The following is a 20,411-nucleotide window of genomic DNA, read 5'->3' on the forward strand; positions in this document are numbered from 1 at the left end:
TCCTCGCTCCTTGAGGGGCATCTGGTAACGAACAAGACTCTCTGGATGACTTGGTATGTACAAAATCGGCTTGACCGGCGGGATCGGGTCCGGCAAGACGCGGGTGGCAGATATGTTGGCCGAATGGGGGGCAGCGTTGGTCGATACCGATGCCATCGCCCATACCCTGACCGCACTGGGCGGAGAGGCGATGCCCGCTATCATTGAGGCGTTCGGGGCCGAGGCCGCTACCGCTGAGGGGGCGCTGGATCGCGCCTGGATGCGGGACCTGGTGTTTCGCGAACCGCAGTCCCGTGCGCGGCTGGAGGGCATACTGCATCCGCTCATCGGCCTGCATACCGAGCGTGCCGCTGCACAAGCCCAGGGCGTGTATCTCGTGTACGTCGTGCCGTTATTGGTAGAGTCCGGGCGTTGGCGCGACCGGGTCGACCGCATTTGCGTCGTCGATTGCGATCCGGAAACCCAGGTTGCCCGGGTGCAGGCACGCAGCGGGCTGACGCCAGAGTCTATCCAGCGTATCATGGCAGCACAGGCCGCGCGGGCTACCCGGCTGGCGGCAGCGGACGATGTCATCGTGAACGATGGTGCGACCACTGCCGAACAGTTGCGCGCGCGGGCAAAGGCTCTGCATGACCGCTGGTGCCACATGGCGGCGGCATCGCGCCGGCCGCATCGTAGTGGTGTGGACGGCTTCCCTGAATAATCCGGCCCATGAGGCCGATCACCAACAGGCCTGTAGCAAGCGTGATTCTTTTCGAATATCCATTTAACGAACGCATCCGAGCCTACCTTCGGCTGGAATATCTATTCGATAGGCTTTTCTTTTTCGCCGGCGAAGGCGACCCCCATCATCATCAGATTGCTGTCTCGACCTTGTTCGACATCCTGGATGCCACCGAACGGGCCGACGTCAAGACCTCCGTCCTCCAAGACCTCGAACGCCAGCGCATGGCGCTGGTCGCATTGCGTGATCACCCCGGTGTCGCGCAGGATGCCCTGGAAGCCATGCTGGGCGACATGGAGCGTACCGTCAGCGCATTGGCGGGCCAAGGGCGTGCGGGCCAGCCTTTGCGCGAAAACGAATGGTTGATCAGCCTGCGCGGCCGGCTGGCCGTTCCCGGAGGCGCCACCCAGGTCGATATGCCGTCCTATCATGCGTGGCAACACAAATCCGAAGCAGACCGTGTCGCAGATCTGCAAGCCTGGATCTCCCCTCTGCGGCCTTTATACGATGCGGTTGCCATGGCGCTGCGTTTACTGCGAGAGTCTGGCCGCCGGACCGATATCGTGGCCGAGCAGGGCGGTTATCAGCAAATGCTCGCGGGCAAGCTATTCCAACTGTTACGCGTCTGGGTGGACCCGACCCGCGGTGTTTTCCCGGAAATCAGCGCCAATAAGTACATGATCTGGATCCGCTTCTCGTCTCAGGACGGTGATGCCAAACCCCAGCAAGTGGCAAAAGACATCGAGTTTCAGATGTCGCTTTGCAGTGCCTAGCGTTTCCAGGCGGCTCTGATATCTGTTGCGGCGTATTTCAGTTCGGTTTTGTGGATATGGCAATTCCACTGACTTAGGGGACAATATCGGCTCCCGAAGTCCGTCTTGACCTCTTATGCCTGAAAGCCGATCTGCCACGCCTCGCCGCAAGACCCTATGGGTTGTCATCATCCTGCTGGCAGTCGCCGCTGTAGTCGTGTGGTGGGTCTTTTACAAGCCCGCCGAGCCGACGGCATCGACCCCCGCTGCGCAGCGCGGTAGCGGCAATGGGCGCGGGGCAGGCGGGGCAATGCGCGGCATGGGGGCCGGCGCGATGGCTGAAACGCCTGTACGTGTCGCCTCAGCATCGACTCAGAATATCGACATCGTGCTGCGTGCTCTGGGCACGGTGACCGCGTATAACACCGTGACCGTGCGCAGCCGTGTCGACGGGGAATTGATCCGGGTAAATTTCAACGAGGGCCAACGCGTCAAGGCGGGGGATTTGCTGGCGCAGATCGATCCACGTTCCTACGAGGTGGCATTAGCGCAGGCCCAGGGCCAGCAGCAACAGAACCTGGCGTTATTAGCGAATGCTCGGCGTGACTTGCAGCGGTATCAGACCTTGTTCAAACAAGACTCCATCGCACGCCAGCAACTCGATACGCAAGCGGCACTGGTCCGCCAGTACGAAGGCACACAGAAAGTCGACCAGGCTGCTGTCGACAATGCTCAGCTGCAATTGAGCTATACCCGGATCACCGCGCCCATCAGTGGCCGTTTGGGCCTGCGCAAGGTCGATCCGGGCAACCTGGTGTCGACTGGGGACACCGACGGGTTGGTCGTGATCACGCAAACAGAGCCCATCGCGGTCGTGTTTTCGTTGCCTGAAACGCAATTGCCAGAGGTACTGGCGCAGGTTCGACAGGGCCATACGTTGCAAGTACAGGCCTATGATCGTGCCGATGAAAAAGTGATTGCCACGGGGCAATTGGAAACCGTCGACAATCAGATAGACATCACCACGGGTACCGTGAAGCTCAAGGCGCGTTTCGATAACAAGGACGATCTGTTGTTTCCCAATCAATTCGTCAATGTGCGGTTGCTGGTGCAAACACGTGACGATGCGACGGTGATTCCCACCGCCGCCGTGCAGCAAGGGTCGGCAGGGCCTTTTGTGTTCCTGATGCGTGAGGACAAGACCGTCGAAGTCCGGCAAGTGCAATTGGGGCCTATCAATGGCGACCGTGTCGGCGTCAATCAAGGCCTGGTGCCCGGAGATCGTGTAGTCGTTGAGGGTACCGATCGATTGCGCACGGGAGCGAAGGTAAGCATCGTGACGGGCACCGCGCCCATTCCCGCAACACCGGGTGAGGCCATGGGCACAGGGCCATCAGGGCGCCCCGCTCAAGGCCAACCTGCAACGAAGACGCCGTGAGTCTCTCTCGCCTGTTCATCCTGAGGCCGGTTGCCACCACCTTATCGATGGTGGCAATCCTGATTGCCGGCTTTATTTCCTATCGTTTGCTGCCGGTGTCGGCGCTGCCCGAGGTCGACTACCCCACGATTCAGGTGGTGACTCTGTATCCGGGGGCGAGCCCGGATGTGATGACCTCGTTGGTGACCTCGCCTCTGGAGCGCCAATTTGGCCAGATGCCTGGCCTGAATCAGATGTCGTCGACCAGCTCGGGCGGCGCATCGGTGATTACGCTGCAATTCAGCCTGGACCTGGCGCTGGATGTGGCCGAGCAAGAAGTGCAGGCGGCAATCAATGCCGCGTCAAATCTGCTGCCCAGCGATTTGCCGGTGCCTCCCGTATATAACAAGGTCAATCCGGCCGATGCGCCTGTCATGACGCTGGCCATCAGCTCTCCGACCATGCCGCTGCCGCAGGTGCGTGATCTGGTCGATACCCGGATGGCGCAAAAACTCTCGCAGGTGCCGGGTGTGGGGCTGGTCAGTGTGGCCGGAGGCCAGCGGCCTGCTGTGCGTATTCAGGTCAATCCCATTGCGTTGGCCTCGACCGGCATGTCATTGGGGGATTTGCGCACGGCTGTGGTGGGGGCCAACGTCAATCAGCCTAAAGGGAATCTGGATGGGCCCGAGCGCTCGACGACGATCGACGCTAATGATCAGTTGAAGTCTCCCACCGAGTACAACGATCTGATCATTGCCTATCGCAATAATGCGCCGCTGCGCCTGTCCGATATCGCGACCGCCGTGCAAGGCGCCGAGGACGTTCGCCAAGCGGCCTGGGCAGGCGGCAATCCTGCGATTCTATTGAATGTGCAGCGGCAGCCCGGCGCCAATGTCATTGATGTGGTGGACCAGATTCGCGCCATGATGCCGCAGTTGCAGGCATCGATGCCCGCTACGCTGGACCTCAGTGTGGTTTCCGATCGGACGCAGACGATCCGTGAGTCCGTGGCCGATGTGCAGTTCGAGTTGTTGCTGGCGGTGGCTCTGGTCGTGATGGTGACCTTTGTCTTTTTACGGAGCTTGACCGCCACGGTGATCCCGAGCGTGGTGGTGCCGCTGTCGTTGGTGGGCACCTTCTGCATCATGTATCTGGCGGGCTTCAGTATCAACAACCTGACCCTGATGGCGTTGACGATCGCGACCGGGTTTGTGGTGGACGATGCCATCGTCATGATCGAAAACATCGCCCGTCACCTGGAGGACGGCGAAACGCCGATGCAAGCCGCGTTAAAAGGCGCCGCGCAAATCGGCTTTACGCTGGTGTCGCTGACCTTTTCGTTGATCGCCGTACTGATCCCTCTGCTGTTCATGACCGAGGTGGTAGGCAGGCTGTTTCGCGAGTTTGCCATTACCTTGGCAGTGGCGATATTGATCTCACTGGTGGTGTCGCTGACGTTGACGCCCATGATGTGCGCACGCTTGTTGCGCCCGGAATCGGAGCATCGCTATGGACGCTTTCACCGGACGACGGGAGCGTTTATCGATAGATGCATTGCCGGCTATGATCGTTCGTTGCAATGGGTGCTGCGCCATCAGCCGCTGACACTGCTGGTGGCGTTGGGGACATTCGCGTTCACTGTGCTGCTGTATATCGCGATCCCCAAGGGTTTCTTTCCGCAGCAAGACAGCGGCATGATTCAGGCGATCACTCAGGCGCCGGCTTCGATCTCGTTTGCGGCGATGGCAAAACGCCAGCAAGAGGCCGCACAAATCATCCTGCAGGATCCAGACGTCGAGTCCGTGTCGTCGTTCATCGGTGTGGACGGCACGAACGCCACGCTGAACAGCGGCCGCATACAGATTGCGCTGAAACCGAACAAGGAGCGTGATGCCGATCTGGCTACCATCAGCGAGCGGTTGCAGGACGCCTTGAAAGACCATTTTGGATCACCAGGAACGGCCGCCTCTGGCCGCGATGTGTCAGGGGCTGCGCCAGCGCTCCAGGCCACCACGACGACGCAACCGCCGCTGACGGTATATATGCAGCCGGTGCAGGATCTGACCATCGAGGATCGCGTCAGCCGCACGCAATACCAGATGACGCTGTCCAATCCGGACATTGACGTGTTGGCCGAATGGGCCCCAAAATTGGTCGATCGCCTGTCTGCGCTGCCGGAGGTGACGGACGTGACCCACGATCTGCAAAACGACGGGTTGCAGACTTGGGTCGATATCGATCGCGATGCGGCGGCGCGTTTGGGGATCACCACATCAGCGATCGACGAGGCGCTGTACAACGCCTTTGGCCAGCGGCTGATCTCGACCATCTTTACTCAGTCCAATCAGTATCGTGTGGTGCTGGAGGTCTTGCCTCAATTCAGCAAATCGCCTGAATCATTGAATCAGGTTTACCTGACATCCGAATCGGGTACACAAGTCCCCCTGTCCACGGTGGCGCACATCTCAGAGGGGCACACCATGCTGGCGATCAGCCGGCTGGATCAGTTCCCGATGACGACGTTGTCGTTCAATCTGGCGCCGGGCGCATCGCTATCGGGCGCGGTCGAGGCGATTACTGCAGCAGAGGCAGAAATCGGCATGCCGGCAGGCATCGAGACGCGTTTTCAAGGGGCGGCGCTGGCATTCCAGAACTCGTTGTCGAGCACGCTATGGTTGATCCTGGCAGCGGTTGTCACGATGTACATCGTGCTGGGCGTGCTGTATGAGAGCTATATCCACCCGATCACGATTCTGTCGACCTTGCCTTCGGCGGCGGTGGGTGCTTTGCTGGCCTTGATGATCAGCGGTACGCAGCTCGATATGATCGGGATCATCGGCATCATCCTGTTGATCGGCATCGTCAAGAAAAACGCGATCATGATGATCGATTTCGCGCTGGAGGCCGAGCGCAAGCGCGGGCTCGCGCCCAGAGCCGCGATACACGAGGCCGCCTTGCTGCGTTTTCGTCCGATTCTGATGACGACGTTGGCGGCGTTGTTTGGCGCATTGCCGTTGATGCTATCCACCGGAACGGGGGCGGAGTTGCGCCAGCCATTGGGCCTGGTCATGGTGGGCGGACTCTTGTTGAGCCAAATCCTGACGCTCTACACCACGCCGGTGATTTACCTGATGTTTGACCGTCTGGCGCGACGAGGCGGGGGCCGCGCGCGCGTCGCGGCGGAGCAGCCATGATTTTGTCGGCGCCGTTCATCGTTCGTCCGGTCGCCACCGTACTGTTGTGCCTGGGGATGGTGTTGGCAGGCGTGCTGGCGTTTCGCCTGCTGCCTGTCGCGCCGCTGCCTCAAGTCGATTTGCCGATCATTTCCGTGTCGGCCAGTTTGCCCGGCGCGAGTCCCGAGACGATGGCCTCCAGTGTGGCGACACCATTAGAGCGTTCCCTCGGGAGCATTGCCGGCATTACCGAAATGACTTCGCGTAATTCGCAGGGCTCTACGCGCATCACGCTGCAATTTGACCTGAGCCGCGATATCGACGGCGCCGCCCGAGATGTACAGGCCGCCATCAATGCGGCGAGATCGTTGCTGCCCACAGGGATGCGCAGCAACCCGACTTATCACAAGGTCAACCCATCGTCGGCGCCCATCATGGTGCTGGCCATGACGTCGGAAACATTGAGCCAGGGCAAACTGTATGACCTGGCCTCGACCATCGTGGCGCAAAAGCTTGCGCAGGTGAACGGCATCGGCGAAGTCACCGTCGGGGGCAGCTCCTTGCCCGCTGTGCGCGTCAATTTGATTCCTGGTGCATTGTCCAGTCGCGGCGTGTCGCTGGACGAGGTACGCACGGCCCTGAGCGAAGCCAACGCCAACAAACCCAAGGGCATGATCGAAAGCGACGAGTATCACTGGCAAATCATGGCCAGTGATCAACTCGATCGCGCCGAACAATATCGACCCCTGATCGTGGCATGGCGCGATGGATCGGCTGTCCGGCTGTCGGATGTCGCGACCGTCGAGGACTCGGTCGAGGACCTGTTCCAGACGGGCTACTACAACAATCGCAATGCCATTCTGATCATCATGCGGCGTCAGGCAGACGCCAACATCATCGAGACGGTCGAGGCCGTGCGGGCGCAATTGCCGCAGTTGGCGGCGCTCTTGCCGGGTGATGTCGATCTGACCGTTGCACAGGATCGCACGCCCAGCATCCGCGCCTCATTGCACGAGGCTGAACTCACGCTGGTGGTGGCGGTCGGCCTGGTGATGCTGGTGGTGCTGCTGTTCCTGCGGCATTGGCGTGCGGCGCTGATTCCCAGCGTGGCAGTGCCGGTATCGTTGATTGGCACGTTCTGCATCATGTATTGGTGCGGCTTTACGTTGAATACGATTTCGCTGATGGCGTTGATCGTGGCGACCGGCTTTGTGGTGGACGATGCCATCGTGGTGCTTGAAAACATCATGCGGCATATCGAGCGTGGTGCGTCGCCATTGCGGGCGGCCTTGCGTGGATCGCGTGAGGTAGGCTTTACGGTGTTGTCGATGAGCCTGTCGCTGGTGGCGGTTTTCATTCCGATCTTGCTGATGGGCGGCGTGGTTGGCAGGCTTTTTCGCGAATTTGCCGTGACGCTGTCGGCATCGGTCATGGTATCCATGGTCGTGTCACTGACCTTGACGCCCATGATGTGCGCACGGCTGCTGCGTCAGCAGGCATTAGAACAGCAGCCTCCTGGCCGTGTGTGGCGGATGCTCGAGTCATTCTTTGACGCATTGCTGCGTGGCTATCGCCGCTCGCTGGCGTGGGCGTTGACGCATGGGCGTCTGATGCTGGTGTTGCTGGCAGTGACCATCGGCTTGAACGTGTACCTGTATACCGCCGTACCAAAGGGATTTTTCCCGCAGCAGGATACGGGGCAATTGATCGGGATTTTTCGCGTAGACCAAGGCACCTCGTTTCAAGCCATGGTTCCCAAGCTGGAGTACTTTCGCAAAGTCATCCTGGCCGATCCGGCAGTGGCGAGTATTACGGTTCACGCGGGCGGCCGCGGTGGCAGTAACAGCAGCTTTATGATGATCCAGCTCAAGCCGCAGGACGAGCGGAAAGCCGGTGCAGTCGATGTCGTGAATCGCCTGAGAGGGCAATTGCAGAGCGTCGCTGGCGCGCGCGTGTTCCTGATTCCTCAGCAGGATATCTTTTTGGGCGGCGGGCAGGGTAGTGGTTCGTACGACTACACGCTGCTGGCCGGAGAGCTGTCGTTGCTGCGCACGTGGACACCCAAGGTCCGGCAGGCCATGGCCGAGTTACCCGAGCTGACGGATGTGGATTCCAGCGTTGAAGACAAAGGCCGCCAGGTCGATTTGATCATTGATCGCGAGGCGGCGACACGGCTGGGCATCAATATGTCGGATATTTCGGCGGTGTTGAACAACTCGTTCAGCCAACGCCAGGTGTCGGTGATGTATGGGCCGTTGAACCAGTACCGCGTCGTGTTGGGTGTGGATCAGCGCTTTGCCCAGGATGCCGAGTCGCTCAAGCAGGTGCATGTCATTACGAGCGACGGGTCTCGTGTGCCATTGGCGGCCTTTGCGCGATTTGAAATGGGCAACGCACCATTGAGCGTGCAACATAATGGCTTGTTTGCCGCCGACGAAATCTCTTTCAACCTCGCGCCGGGTGTGTCGCAAGACCAGGCAATACGTGCGATCGATGCTGCGGTCGCACGTATTGGACTGCCTTCGGACCAGATCCAGGCCGGTTTCCTCGGTACAGCTGCGGCGCAGCAGGCCTTGCAGAGCCAGCAGCCATGGCTGATTCTGGCCGCACTGGTCACGATGTATATCGTGCTTGGGATTTTGTACGAGAGCTTCGTGCATCCTTTGACCATTCTGTCGACGCTTCCGTCGGCCGGTATCGGGGCGCTGTTGGCGTTGATGCTGGTGGGCAGCGAGTTCACGGTCATCGCGTTGATAGGAGTGTTCTTGCTGATCGGCATTGTCAAGAAGAACGCCATCATGATGGTCGACTTCGCCTTGGATGCGGAGCGCAGGTTGAATCTGTCGCCGCGCGATGCGATTTTCGAGGCCTGCCTGACCCGGTTCCGGCCCATTATGATGACCACGATGGCGGCGATTTTCGGGGCGCTGCCGTTGTTGCTGGCCACGGGGGCAGGTGTAGAGATGCGCCAGCCTCTGGGGGTGACGATCGTGGGCGGTCTGATCCTCAGCCAGATTTTGACGCTGTACACCACGCCTGTGGTCTATCTTTATCTGGACCGCTTCCGTTTATGGGCTCGCCGCCGTGCTGCACGTCGCACGATAGGCCCGCAACCTGATGTAGAACGCCAATGAGTCGCGCATCTTTTTCTTTTTTATCGTTCCGGCCTGGTCGAATGGCCGATGTACGTTTACCGCGTTTGACTGCGGCCATGACGTGTTGCGCTTTGTTGGCTGCGTGCGCGGTCGGGCCGGATTATCAGCGTCCCGAGATTGACGTGGGCGAAGGGTATAGGCAAGCCGAGAGTCAGGTGTCTGTCCCATCGAGCCCTGCTATGCAGGGTAAGGACGCTCAGGCTCAGCCGCCCAATGACGCCGTCCAAACGGACGGCTGGACGCCGGCGAAACCGCAGGACGCTGCCGAACGTGGCGCATGGTGGCGGATTTACGGAGACGCCACGCTGGACGGTCTGATGGACCAGTTGAACGCATCGAATCAGACCATTGTGCAGGCCGAGGCCAACTACCGGCAGGCGCAGGCGTTGGTGCGTGGCGCGCGTGCCAGCTTTTTCCCTAATGTCGGGACGGGTGCCGGCGCGACCCGATCAGGATCGGGCAGCGGCTCTACCAGCAGCACCGGCAATGAATACGACCTGAATGCATCGGTCAGTTGGGAGGTCGACATCTGGGGACGCGTGCGCCGCCAGGTCGAAGCCAGCCGTGCCGAGGCCCAAGCGAGTTTTGCGGATTTGGCGAATACCCGGTTGAGTACGCAGTCATCGCTCGCGCAAAACTACTTTCAATTGCGCGTGCTGGATGAGCAAAAGCGATTGCTGGAGTCGACAGTCGCAGCCTATGAGCGCTCGTTGAAATTGACGCAAAACCTCTATAACGCAGGTGTTGTCGGCAAATCAGACGTGACGGTGGCATTGGCCCAATTAGAGGGTACGCGCGCACAGTTGGTGGACCTGGAATGGCAACGTGGTCAGTATGAGCATGCGATCGCGGTGTTGATCGGTTTGGCGCCATCGCGCTTTACGCTGGCGGCTCAGCCTTTCGCGCAGGTGATTCCTCAGATTCCTGTGGGATTGCCATCGCAATTGCTGGAACGCCGTCCGGACGTCGCATCGGCTGAACGTTTGACGGCGGCTGCGAATGCACAGATCGGCGTGGCGCAGTCGGCGTGGTTTCCCGATCTGACGTTAAGCGCCAGTGGCGGATTTCGCAGCGGTGAGTTTGCACAATGGCTGACGGCACCGGCGCGTTTCTGGTCCCTGGGGCCTGCATTGGCGTTGACCTTGTTCGATGGCGGCGCACGGCAGGCTCAATTGGAACAGGCCCGCGCAGCCTACGATGCGCAGGCTGCTGCATATCGTCAAACGGTATTGAGCGCCTTGCAAGAGGTGGAGAACTATCTCATCCAATTGCGGGTAATGGGACAAGAGCAGGTGGTGCAGCATCGGGCACTGGAAGCGGCGCGGGAATCGTTGCAGTTGGCTCGGAATCAATACCAGGCTGGGACGATTGACTATCTGGATGTGGCTACGTTGGAGGCTGGGGCGCTCAATAGCGAGCGGACAGCGTTGACGTTGATGGCTAATCGGTTGACGGCTAGTGTGCAGTTGATTGCGGCGCTGGGTGGGGGATGGGAGGGGGTGGTTGCTGAGGAGTGAGGGTGTTTTTGCGTGAGGGTGGAGTTCTATTGGTCGTCGAGCCGAGGCAATCGGCCCGGCCGGGCTTCACAAAGTCGGTCCGGCGCCCTGCGCGCCGGACACCGTGTTCGCTCGCTTCGTCCGGCCCCTACGGGCCTACCTTCAGCGTCCGCTCCACTCGACTTTGAGGCGCCCGGCCGGGCCGATTGCCTCGGCTCGACTGGCAGCAATTAGAATTCTCTGCATCGCTGGCACGATCTTTTTGCTTGGCGTTTTTTCGCAGCCGCATTGGTAGAGAGAAAGATCTTGCGGTGCTGCTTTCGGCGGACGCCCAGCGCGTCCCCCTCAAGCGATCGGTCCGGGCATGCGGTAGGGGTGGCGTGGTGCCTGGTTGGAGGATCTGCTTGGCTGCGTTTGATGCATGCGGCGATGATGCGTAGGGCACTTTTTTTTGGCGGGGTATCCATAGCATGCCTGTGCTCTGGATCAGAGTTCATCGCCGCGGACATGATTTGCGCTCACCATGATGGCGCTACAACGAGTGCCATGGGTGGCATTACGTCAATGTGACTCGAGAGATCTTTTGTCATGCAACGGTGCCACAGCCTGTGCATGCCGATCCCGAATGCGATTTTCGGGGGTGCAGGGCCCCCGAAAATCGCAGCCCTGCAAGATCCTTCTCTCTACCCCGGCTGATGCAGAAAAATGCCAAGCAAGAAGTTCGTGCCGGCGATGCGGGAAATTAGAGACAGTGCGAGTCGATGCGGGGCAGTGGCCGCGTGGGGGCGCCTCGTGGCCGAGTGGAGCGGACGCTGAAGGGAGGCCCGAAGGGGCCGGACGAAGCGAGCGAACACGGTGTCCGGCGCGCAGGGCGCCGGACCGGCCACGTGAAGCCCCCACGCGGCCACTGCCCCGCATCGACGCCAATAGCACTAAGACCCCACACCCCCAGACACTCAACACTGTGAGCCCAATAACCACTAACGAAACGACAAAAGAAACCCGCTAAATCAGCCCCCGAATCCCCGCAATGCCATGCGCCCCATGCCGACGCGCCTCATCCAGGGTATCGCCAGACTGCCCCCCTAACGCATACACAGGCAGCCCCGCATCCCGATTGCCGGCAACGAAACCATCCCATCCCATCCCAGGTTGCCCCGGATGCGAAGGTGTTTCCAACACTGCCCCCAGCACCGCAAAATCCGCACCCATTTCCCGTGCATGCACGATCTGCGCATTGTCGTGAGCCGATACGCCGACTAAAGCGCCCTCAGGCAACTCCGGCCGCGTATGCAACGCGGCTGCATCGTTCGTGCGTAAATGCACGCCGTCTGCCTGACGCCACCAGGCTGCCGGATGCGCACTGTTGATCAGCACACGAGCACCTGCAGCATGACAAAGCTTGACGATGGTCTGTACCGCATCGCGTAGCGACGTGGCCCCAGGACCATCCGGCCAATCCGGCTCGCGCACTTGTATGAGCTTCAGGCCACGCGCCAGGGCACGTTCCAGCCGTTCGAGAAATGCGGGCAATCCTGCACGCCCGCCGATGGACGTGATGCCGTAAGTGTTGGGCAACTGCAGCCAGCGCAAGGGCGGCAGCGTGGCCGGCAGCAGATCGCCGACACTCGACGCCTCGGCGGGATTGACCCATTCCAGACGCTGATTTTCCAGACTGCGCGGCTCGCCTTTCCAGCCCGTGACTTGGCAAAACGCCAAGCGGACGGTGGTGTGGGGATAGGCGTGCACATAAGTCACCCACGGCACCGCTTGCGTGACCTCGATGCCGATTTCTTCTTGCAGCTCGCGCGCCAACGCTTGCAGCACGGTTTCGCCCGGCTCCAGTTTGCCGCCAGGCAACTCCCACCAGCCTGCCCAAGGTTTGCCCTCGGGCCGTTGCCCCAGCAGGAGCTGGCCGTCGGGCCGCAGAATCAGGCCAGCGGCGACGTCGATGATGCCGTCAGACATGGCGTGCCACCCAATCACGGGCAAATTGATAGGCCACCCGGCCTGAGCGCGAGCCGCGTTCCAGCGCCCATTGCAACGCCTCCGTGCGGCTGGCCTCGATCTGATCTGCGGGGCAGTTCAGTTCTTTTAGCCAGTGGTACACGATATCCAGATAGTCATCCTGCTTGAACGGATGAAATGACAGCCACAGCCCGAAACGCTCGGACAGCGAGATTTTTTCCTCGACGGTTTCGCCCGGATGAATCTCGCCATCGGCCTGGTGTTTGGCCTGCAGGTTTTCGCTCATGTATTCCGGCATCAGGTGACGCCGGTTGGACGTCGCATAGATCAGCACGTTGTCGCCCGATGCCGACACCGAGCCATCCAGCACCGATTTCAGGGCCTTGTAGCCGGCTTCGCCTTCCTCGAAAGACAGATCGTCGCAAAACACGATATAGCGTTCAGGACGCGCCGCGATCAGCTCGACAATGTCGGCCAGGTCACCCAGGTCGGATTTGTCGACCTCGATCAAACGCAGCCCTTGATCACCATAGGCGGCCAGCATGGCCTTGACCAGCGAGCTCTTGCCTGTGCCGCGCGCGCCGGTCATCAGCACATTATTAGCCGGCTTTTTCTGCAGAAACTGACGCGTGTTGCGATCGATGATGCCTTTTTGGCGTTCGATGTGCTGCAGATCAGCCATGTCGATCCGGGCCACGTGGCGCACGGCATCCAGCCAGCCGCGGGCGCCGCGCTTGCGCCAGCGGTAGGCATGGGCGGACCAATCAATCTCGGGCGGTGCGGCGGGCAGCCAGGCTTCCAGTTGGGCCAGCACGCGTTCGGCACGTTCGATCAGAACGGAAAAATCAGCAGCACTCACGTCAGTATTTCCTGCAGGGACAACAACAAGACAACAAGGGCGCGAGATCAGGCGCCCTCAGCGATCAATGTATCAAGAGCGGTAATCGGCGTTGATACTGACGTACTCGTGCGAGAAATCGCAGGTGTACACGGTGTCAGCCGCCTGGCCACGCGCCAGTGCGATGCGTACGGTGATTTCCGCCTGCTTCATGACACGCTGACCGTCTGCCTCTTGGTAGTCAGGGTTGCGGCCGCCGTCTTTGGCGACCAGTACGTCGTCCAGCCAGAGGCGCAGCTTCGAGACGTCCAGATCGTCTACGCCGGCGTAGCCGATGGCAGCCAGGATGCGGCCCAGGTTGGGGTCGGAGGCGAAAAACGCCGTTTTGACCAGCGGGGAGTGGGCAACCGAGTAAGCGATCTTCAGGGCTTCTTCGGTGGTCAGGGCCTCTTCGACACGCACGGTCATGAATTTGGTCGCGCCTTCGGCGTCGCGCACGATCTTCTGTGCCAGGTCCAGTGCAGCCGCGGCCAGCGCATCGCGCACGGCCGCATAGTGCGGATCGGCCTCGGAGGCGATCTCCACGCCCGATTGGCCGGTGGCAATGATGATGAACGAATCGTTGGTGGACGTATCGCCGTCGACGGTGATGCGGTTAAACGACTGGTTGGCGATTTCCAGGGCCAGCTTGCGCAGCACGGGCTGCGCAATGCCCGCGTCCGTAGCCAGGAAGCTCAGCATGGTGGCCATGTTGGGGCGGATCATGCCTGCGCCCTTGCTGATGCCGGTAAAGGTGACGGTCTTGCCGCCAATCTGCTGGCGCTGCGAGTGGATCTTGGGTTGCGTGTCGGTGGTCATGATGCCGTGGGCGGCATTGAACCATTCGTTCGGACCCAGATTGCCCAGGGCCGCAGGCAGGGCGGCGGTCAGGCGGTCCAGGGGCAGGGGCTCAAGAATGACGCCGGTCGAAAACGGCAGGATCTGCTGGGCGGGAACGTTCAGCAGCTTGCCCAGAGCCACGCAGGTGTCCTGGGCCTTTTTCAGGCCCTCGGCGCCGGTGCCGGCATTGGCGTTGCCGGTGTTGATCACCAGAGCGCGGATCGGGCCGCCTGCGGCCAGATGCGCCTCACAGACCTGCACCGGTGCGGCGCGGAAACGGTTGCGGGTGAACACGCCCGCCACATTGGAGCCAGGCGCCAGCTGGAACACGGTCAAGTCACGTCGGTTGGCCTTGCGGATACCGGCTTCGGTAACGCCGATGTCTACGCCGGCAACGGGAAAAATATCGGACTCGGAGGGGATCTGCAGGTTAACGGCCATGACTTCGTCTCTGTGGCGGGGGGCAAAAGGAATCTCGAAAACCCCGTCCGTCGGACGGGGGCTCCGCGTATTATCCCACCATCGAGTGACGGGCCAAGGGATTGCCCGGGGTTGCCTTATTTTCCTGCCTCACGCAGTCAACACTCCTGGGCGTATGGCGGCTCAGGGCAGGCTTGTCTCAGGCGCCGCAGCGCAACGTGCGGTGGCCGACCGTGATCGTGTAAGCCCGCGATATTCGCGACGCTGAACTGAAGCCAGGGCAGCGGCGGTTGCGATCAGCGATCGTGTTTGCGAGCGGCGACGACTTGCAGTTTCAATTCGCCCAGCGCCTGATACAGGGCATCCCGATGATCCTCGGGCAGATCGGCGAACATCCCTTTCACCCAGCCCTCATGGGCGCGCGCCATGCGGGTGAACACCCGGCGGCCTTGCGGGGTGAGTTTCAGGACGGAGCTGCGCCGGTCGGTTTCCACCTTGGTGCGCATGACCATGCCTTCTTTTTCGAGCTGGTCGGTGATGCCGGTGATATTGCCGTTGGTGACCATCATGCGGCGCGACAGCTCGCCCATTTTCATCCCCTTGGGCGCTCGCTGCAGTTGCGCCATCAGGTCAAAACGGGGCAAGGTGGTGTCGAATTCGGTGCGCAGGCGGCTGCGAATCTCAGACTCGATCAGATTGCAGCAAGTCAGCATGCGCAGCCATAGGCGCAACGCATGGTGATCATCGGGCGCAGCGCGTGTTTCCAGGTCAGGCGTGTCGGTCATGATATGGCGCAGAGCGAGTCTCGGTAAAAACCCTAGTCTTGTCTTGCCAGATACTTTAAACCTAAACTATGAGACACGCTAGTCCTGTTTGTGTCGTCCGGGAGATGTGCTCAGGCCAGCGACAGCCGTTTCGCATTCGCATTCCCTTATAAAAAACATCCGCCGCCCGCGGCGCAGGAGTACCACGATGCGTTTCATGACTTCTTTGGCGGCTGCTATTGTGCTGCTGCCGGCCCTCTCATCTGCCGATCCCGTCAAGGTCGGTATTGCTAATGATATATCGGGTCCGTTTTCTGCGCTTGGCGCCGAGGCACGCGACGGGTTCAATCTGGCGATCAAGCAGTTGGGCGGCAAGCTGGGCGGCCAGCCGGCCGAGTTCCTGCAAACAGACATGGGCGGCAACCCCGATCAGGCGCGTCAGCTGGTGTCACGCTACATCCAGCGCGACAAGATCGATTTCTTTACCGGCCCCATCGGCTCGAATGTCGCGCTCGCCGTGGGCCCCGCGTTGTTCGCCGCCAAGGTGCCTTATCTTTCCAATAATCCTGGCCCCAGCCAGTTTGCCGGTGATCGCTGCAATCAATACTGGTTCGGCACCTCGTATCAAAACGACGCGTTTCACGAGGCCGCAGGCAAAGTCGCCGCGGACAAGGGCTTCAAGAAAGTGCTGATCATGGCGCCCGACTATCCGGCGGGCAAGGATGCACTGACAGGATTCAAGCGCGGCTATAAGACCGAAGTCGCCGAAGAGGTCTACACCAAGCTCGGCCAGCTCGATTACGCGGCCGAGTTGGCGCAGATCCGTGCGGCCAAGCCGGATGCGGTGTTTATCTTTCTGCCGGGCGGCATGGGCATTAATTTCGTCAAGCAATTCGTCTCGACGGGCCTGTCGCAAAGCGTGAAACTCATCGGTCCGGGTTTTTCGGCTGACGAGGATGTGATCCAGGCCGTCGGCGACCCGATGCTGGGCATGTTCAACACCGCACAGTGGGCTCACGATCTGGATGTGCCGCAAAACAAGCAGTTTGTGGAAGCTTTCCGCAAAGAATACGGCGGCCGTTATCCGTCCGTCTATGCGGCGCAGGCCTATGACGTCATCATGGCCATGGATGCAGCCGTGAAACAAGCCGGCGGCAAGGCCTCTGACCGCGAAGCCGTCGTGGCGGCACTCGCCAAGGCCGATTATCCCTCGGTGCGCGGCAAGTTCACCTACGGCAAGAACCATTACCCCATTCAGGCCTATTACCTGCGCGTGATCGAAAAAGACGGCGATGGCCGCATCACCAACAAGCTGGTAGGCAAGGTATTCGACAATTATCAGGACGTATACGTGGGCCAGTGCAAGCTGTAACCATGTAGACCGCCCCGCGGGCCGGTGCTGGCCCGCGGCAATGGGGAAAACAGGTTTCTTGACCGGATCCTGAGTTGACGCAGGCGTTTGCAACTGCCTGCGCAGACCCGAGGTTCTCGGAGTAATAGATGACGCTAGTGGTCGAGCAGTTGCTAAACGGCCTGCAGTTCGGGCTGATGTTGTTTTTGATTGCCGCCGGGTTGACGTTGGTGTTCGGGATCATGGACATCATGAACCTGGCGCACGGTTCTTTGTACATGGCGGGCGCCTATGTCGCAGCCGAAACCATGCAGCGCACTGGTTCTTTTCTCACCGCGGTTCTGGTCGCCGCGTTGGCGACGGGGGTAGTGGGCCTGGTGCTGGAGCGCCTCTTGATACGCCGCCTCGCTGTGCGCGATCACCTGGCGCAGGTCTTGGGCACCTATGCCGTCATCTTGATTGCCAATGATCTGGTCAAAATTATCTGGGGCCCTGCGCCGGTGATGTTGAATTTGCCGGCCGCTTTGTCCGGGCCCGTGCGTTTGCTGCCCGATCTGATGTATCCCGCTTACCGGTTGATGATCATCGCTTGCGGGCTGGCCGCAGCGGTCGGCTTGTACTGGTTCGTGACGCGTACCCGCGCGGGCGTGCTGGTGAGAGCGGGCGCCTCCAATCGGCAAATGGCGACGCTGATGGGCGTGCGCGTGCCATTGCTGTTTCTAGGAGTATTCACCATCGGCGCCATGCTGGCTGCGGTGGCGGGCGCATTGCTGGGGCCGATCACTGCAGTGCAAGTCGGGATGGGCGAAGAAATCCTGATTCTGGTACTGGTATGCATCGTGATCGGTGGCATCGGCTCGATACGCGGCGCGTTTGTCGGCGCCTTGTTGGTCGGGATGGTCGATACCGCTGGCCGGGCATTTCTGCCCATGCTGTTGCGCGAAGTCTTGCCGCCTGCGATGGCGTCCAGCCTGGCCGCGACGTTCGCGGCGATTTCCATTTATCTGCTCATGGCTGTGGTGCTGGTATTCCGGCCGGCTGGGCTGTTTCCGGCGCGTGGGTGAGCGATGCGTAAAGCAATCATAGGCAGTTGGATCGTGCTGTTGGCCCTGGCGGCATTCCCGCTGGTGGCCGAGGCCATGGGGCTGGATTTTTATGTGTCAGTCGTACGGCGGGTGCTGATCTACGCAGTAGCAGCGACGAGTTTGAATTTGATCCTGGGTTATGGCGGCATGGTGGCGCTGGGCCATGCGGCGTTCTTTGGTGCGGGAGCTTATGTCGTGGGAATTCTGGAGTCCTACGGCGTCCAGGCGGGGCTGATCGTCTGGCCCGCCGCCGCTGCGCTGGCAGGCGTCCTGGCATTACTGATCGGCGCCGTGTCGCTGCGCACGCGCGGGGTCTACTTCATCATGATCACCCTCGCTTTTGCACAGATGGTGTATTACGTCTTCATCTCGCTGCGTCAGTATGGCGGAGAAGACGGCCTGAATCTGGCGGGGTATTCATCCTTGCCTGGCGTGGATCTGGCCGACAGCAACAGCTTTTATTACGTTGTCCTGGTGTTATTCGCCGTGCTGATGTGGGCCTTCGGGCGGTTAGTGAACTCGCGATTCGGCACTGCGCTGCAAGGGATACGCGAAAACGAATCGCGTATGGAGGCGCTGGGCTATCCCGTGTTTCGATTGAAGCTCGCGGCATTTGCCATCAGCGGCGCCGTGGCGGGGCTGGCGGGGGCGTTGCTGGCCAATCACAACCTGTTTATTTCACCCAGCCTGATGCATTGGACGCAGTCGGCCAATCTGCTGGTTATGGTGCTGGTAGGCGGCATCGGCCTGCGTTACGGCGGCGTGGTGGGCGCCGTGGTGATGCTGGCGCTGGAGGAAGTCTTGCGCATGTGGACGGAATACTGGCATCTGCCGTTGGGCATCTTGCTGTTGTGCGTGGTGTTCGGGGCTCCACGTGGCTTGGCAGGCTTGGTCGCGCCGTGGTTTGCGGGCGCGAGAGTGCGGGGAGGTCGGGCATGACTGGTGTAGCAAAGACCTCGGCGCCGGTGTTGCAAGCGACGGGCCTGGTTCGACGTTTCGGCGCGTTGCTGGCGACCGATCATGTGTCGTTGTCGCTGGCGCCTGGCGAGATCCACGCCCTGATCGGTCCCAATGGGGCCGGCAAATCAACCTTGATCCATTTATTGTCCGGGACCTTGCCGGCCGATGAGGGCAGCCTGGTGTTAGGCGGCGTCGATGTGACGCGCCTGAATGCGCACCAGCGCGTGGCGGCCGGTTTGTCGCGTTCGTATCAGATCACGAATATTTTCAAGTCGTTCAGCGTGCTCGACAACCTGTTGCTCGCGGCGCAGGCGCATGCGGGCAGCAGTTTCCGTTTCTGGAAACCGCGCACGGCCGATACCTCGCTATACGACACGGCGCATGCGCTGGCTCGTCAATGTGCGATTGACGATGCGTTGCTCGATCGTCCCGCAGCGACCATGCCACATGGCGAGCAGCGCAAGCTCGAGTTCGCGTTGGCCTTGGCTGCCAGGCCGAGCGTGTTGTTATTGGACGAGCCTATGGCGGGCATGGGGCCTGATGAAACATTGCGTTTGACCGACCTGATCGAGTCAATGCGAGGGCAGACCACCATGCTGTTGGTGGAACACGATATGCAAGCGGTATTTCGGCTGGCCGATCGCATCTCGGTGCTGGTGTATGGGCGCATCATCGCGACCGGGACGCCAGAGGAGATCCGCGCCAATCCTGAAGTGCGCAAGGCCTATCTGGGCGACGATGATTCTCCTCACGCCGGAGAGGTACGTACACAGGAGCAAGCGCCATGTTGAGTATGCGTGCTGTCGAGAGCGGGTACGGGGCCAGCCAGGTGTTGTTCGGGGTGGACCTGGATATCAGTGCGGGGCAGGTGGTCACGCTATTGGGACGCAATGGCATGGGCAAGAGCACCCTGTTACGGACGATGTTCGGCCAGTTGCCGTTGCGGGCCGGCACTATTCGTTTTGCGGGCCAGGATATCGGCGGCTGGGCGCCGGACCGCATTGCCCGCGCGGGGCTGGCGATTGTGCCCGAGGGGCGGCAGTGTTTTCCGAATCTCACGGTGCGAGAACATCTGACGGCTTTTGTCGCGGCACGTAATCCGGATATTGGGGTGCCCTGGACGGTGGAGAGGGTATTTGCGCTGTTTCCTCGGCTGGAGGAACGGGCGGGCAATATGGGGAATCAATTGTCTGGCGGCGAGCAGCAGATGCTGGCAATCGGGCGGGCGTTGGTGACGAATCCCAGACTGTTGATTCTGGATGAGGCGACCGAGGGGCTGGCGCCGTTGGTGCGTGAGGAAATCTGGAATTGTGTGGCTACGTTGCGGGAGGCGGGGCAGACGATTTTGGTGATTGATAAGTACGTGGAGAGGCTGCTGGGGTTGGCGGATTATCACGTGGTGCTGGAACGGGGGCGGGTGGTTTGGGCG

At 60.7% G+C, this 20,411-nt stretch carries 15 protein-coding genes; 11 read left to right on the forward strand and 4 right to left on the reverse strand.

Translation table 11 applies throughout. The features are described 5' to 3' along the window. The first annotated feature begins 55 nt into the window (after positions 1-55). The 6 genes from coaE to ACYVI2_RS20560 all read left to right on the forward strand — a co-directional run bounded on the left by coaE (position 56) and on the right by ACYVI2_RS20560 (position 10,738). Entirely contained in the window at positions 56-703 is a 648-nt protein-coding gene (coaE, locus tag ACYVI2_RS20535) for a dephospho-CoA kinase (RefSeq protein WP_415821869.1), read from the forward strand. A 41-nt stretch (positions 704-744) separates the two neighbouring features. After that, on the forward strand, positions 745-1,497 hold the full coding sequence (zapD, locus tag ACYVI2_RS20540; protein WP_415821870.1) for a cell division protein ZapD: 753 nt from the start codon (positions 745-747) through the stop codon (positions 1,495-1,497). 115 nt (positions 1,498-1,612) lie between these two features. Further along, positions 1,613-2,914 (forward strand): MdtA/MuxA family multidrug efflux RND transporter periplasmic adaptor subunit, encoded by a 1,302-nt coding sequence (locus ACYVI2_RS20545; protein WP_415821871.1) that lies wholly within the window; start codon positions 1,613-1,615, stop codon positions 2,912-2,914. After that, on the forward strand, positions 2,911-6,087 hold the full coding sequence (locus ACYVI2_RS20550) for an efflux RND transporter permease subunit (RefSeq protein ID WP_415821872.1): 3,177 nt from the start codon (positions 2,911-2,913) through the stop codon (positions 6,085-6,087). The genes ACYVI2_RS20545 and ACYVI2_RS20550 overlap by 4 nt, the downstream gene beginning before the upstream one ends. Beyond that, positions 6,084-9,200: a multidrug efflux RND transporter permease subunit gene (locus ACYVI2_RS20555; RefSeq protein ID WP_415821873.1), complete on the forward strand. Its 3,117-nt coding sequence runs from the start codon at positions 6,084-6,086 to the stop codon at positions 9,198-9,200. The genes ACYVI2_RS20550 and ACYVI2_RS20555 overlap by 4 nt, the downstream gene beginning before the upstream one ends. A 41-nt stretch (positions 9,201-9,241) precedes the next feature. After that, entirely contained in the window at positions 9,242-10,738 is a 1,497-nt protein-coding gene (locus ACYVI2_RS20560; RefSeq protein ID WP_460490346.1) for an efflux transporter outer membrane subunit, read from the forward strand. Positions 10,739-11,722: 984 nt separating this feature from the next. On the opposite strand, the gene ACYVI2_RS20565 is transcribed toward ACYVI2_RS20560, so the two are convergent. The 4 genes from ACYVI2_RS20565 to ACYVI2_RS20580 all read right to left on the reverse strand — a co-directional run bounded on the left by ACYVI2_RS20565 (position 11,723) and on the right by ACYVI2_RS20580 (position 15,607). After that, positions 11,723-12,685 carry a Nudix family hydrolase gene (locus ACYVI2_RS20565; protein ID WP_415822545.1) on the reverse strand — a complete coding sequence of 321 codons (963 nt, stop codon included), beginning with the start codon at positions 12,683-12,685 and terminating at the stop codon, positions 11,723-11,725. Next, positions 12,678-13,544, reverse strand: coding sequence for an ATP-binding protein (locus tag ACYVI2_RS20570; protein ID WP_415822546.1), 867 nt, complete (start codon positions 13,542-13,544; stop codon positions 12,678-12,680). The genes ACYVI2_RS20565 and ACYVI2_RS20570 overlap by 8 nt, the downstream gene beginning before the upstream one ends. A gap of 72 nt (positions 13,545-13,616) precedes the next feature. Continuing rightward, entirely contained in the window at positions 13,617-14,843 is a 1,227-nt protein-coding gene (argJ, locus tag ACYVI2_RS20575) for a bifunctional glutamate N-acetyltransferase/amino-acid acetyltransferase ArgJ (RefSeq protein WP_415822547.1), read from the reverse strand. 275 nt (positions 14,844-15,118) lie between these two features. Continuing rightward, the gene (locus tag ACYVI2_RS20580) at positions 15,119-15,607 is read right to left on the reverse strand and encodes a MarR family winged helix-turn-helix transcriptional regulator (protein ID WP_415822548.1); all 489 of its coding nucleotides are present in this window, start codon (positions 15,605-15,607) and stop codon (positions 15,119-15,121) included. A 187-nt stretch (positions 15,608-15,794) separates the two neighbouring features. On the opposite strand from ACYVI2_RS20580, the gene ACYVI2_RS20585 reads away from it, so the two are divergent. The 5 genes from ACYVI2_RS20585 to ACYVI2_RS20605 form a co-directional block, all read left to right on the forward strand. Further along, positions 15,795-16,958, forward strand: a complete 1,164-nt coding sequence (locus ACYVI2_RS20585) for an ABC transporter substrate-binding protein (RefSeq protein WP_415822549.1) — start codon at positions 15,795-15,797, stop codon at positions 16,956-16,958. Between the two features lie 128 nt (positions 16,959-17,086). After that, the gene (locus tag ACYVI2_RS20590; protein WP_415822550.1) at positions 17,087-18,001 is read left to right on the forward strand and encodes a branched-chain amino acid ABC transporter permease; all 915 of its coding nucleotides are present in this window, start codon (positions 17,087-17,089) and stop codon (positions 17,999-18,001) included. A 3-nt stretch (positions 18,002-18,004) separates the two neighbouring features. Next, entirely contained in the window at positions 18,005-18,961 is a 957-nt protein-coding gene (locus tag ACYVI2_RS20595; protein WP_415822551.1) for a branched-chain amino acid ABC transporter permease, read from the forward strand. Next, the gene (locus tag ACYVI2_RS20600; RefSeq protein WP_415822553.1) at positions 18,958-19,773 is read left to right on the forward strand and encodes an ABC transporter ATP-binding protein; all 816 of its coding nucleotides are present in this window, start codon (positions 18,958-18,960) and stop codon (positions 19,771-19,773) included. The genes ACYVI2_RS20595 and ACYVI2_RS20600 overlap by 4 nt, the downstream gene beginning before the upstream one ends. Continuing rightward, a partial coding sequence (locus tag ACYVI2_RS20605; RefSeq protein WP_460490347.1) for an ABC transporter ATP-binding protein occupies positions 19,767-20,411 on the forward strand: 645 nt, incomplete at its 3' end. The genes ACYVI2_RS20600 and ACYVI2_RS20605, both read left to right, overlap by 7 nt.

The sequence above is a fragment of the Bordetella tumbae genome, from assembly GCF_054780995.1.

Bases quoted from the DNA above. Each gene is read 5' to 3' on its own strand.
- ACYVI2_RS20545 (WP_415821871.1), top strand. From the start codon at position 1,613: ATGCCTGAAAGCCGATCTGCCACGCCTCGCCGCAAGACCCTATGGGTT.
- ACYVI2_RS20595 (WP_415822551.1), top strand. From the start codon at position 18,005: ATGCGTAAAGCAATCATAGGCAGTTGGATCGTGCTGTTGGCCCTGGCG.
- ACYVI2_RS20560 (WP_460490346.1), top strand. From the start codon at position 9,242: ATGGCCGATGTACGTTTACCGCGTTTGACTGCGGCCATGACGTGTTGC.
- ACYVI2_RS20565 (WP_415822545.1), bottom strand. From the start codon at position 12,685: ATGTCTGACGGCATCATCGACGTCGCCGCTGGCCTGATTCTGCGGCCC.
- ACYVI2_RS20585 (WP_415822549.1), top strand. From the start codon at position 15,795: ATGCGTTTCATGACTTCTTTGGCGGCTGCTATTGTGCTGCTGCCGGCC.
- ACYVI2_RS20590 (WP_415822550.1), top strand. From the start codon at position 17,087: ATGACGCTAGTGGTCGAGCAGTTGCTAAACGGCCTGCAGTTCGGGCTG.
- ACYVI2_RS20555 (WP_415821873.1), top strand. From the start codon at position 6,084: ATGATTTTGTCGGCGCCGTTCATCGTTCGTCCGGTCGCCACCGTACTG.
- argJ (WP_415822547.1), bottom strand. From the start codon at position 14,843: ATGGCCGTTAACCTGCAGATCCCCTCCGAGTCCGATATTTTTCCCGTT.
- ACYVI2_RS20600 (WP_415822553.1), top strand. From the start codon at position 18,958: ATGACTGGTGTAGCAAAGACCTCGGCGCCGGTGTTGCAAGCGACGGGC.
- ACYVI2_RS20580 (WP_415822548.1), bottom strand. From the start codon at position 15,607: ATGACCGACACGCCTGACCTGGAAACACGCGCTGCGCCCGATGATCAC.
- coaE (WP_415821869.1), top strand. From the start codon at position 56: ATGTACAAAATCGGCTTGACCGGCGGGATCGGGTCCGGCAAGACGCGG.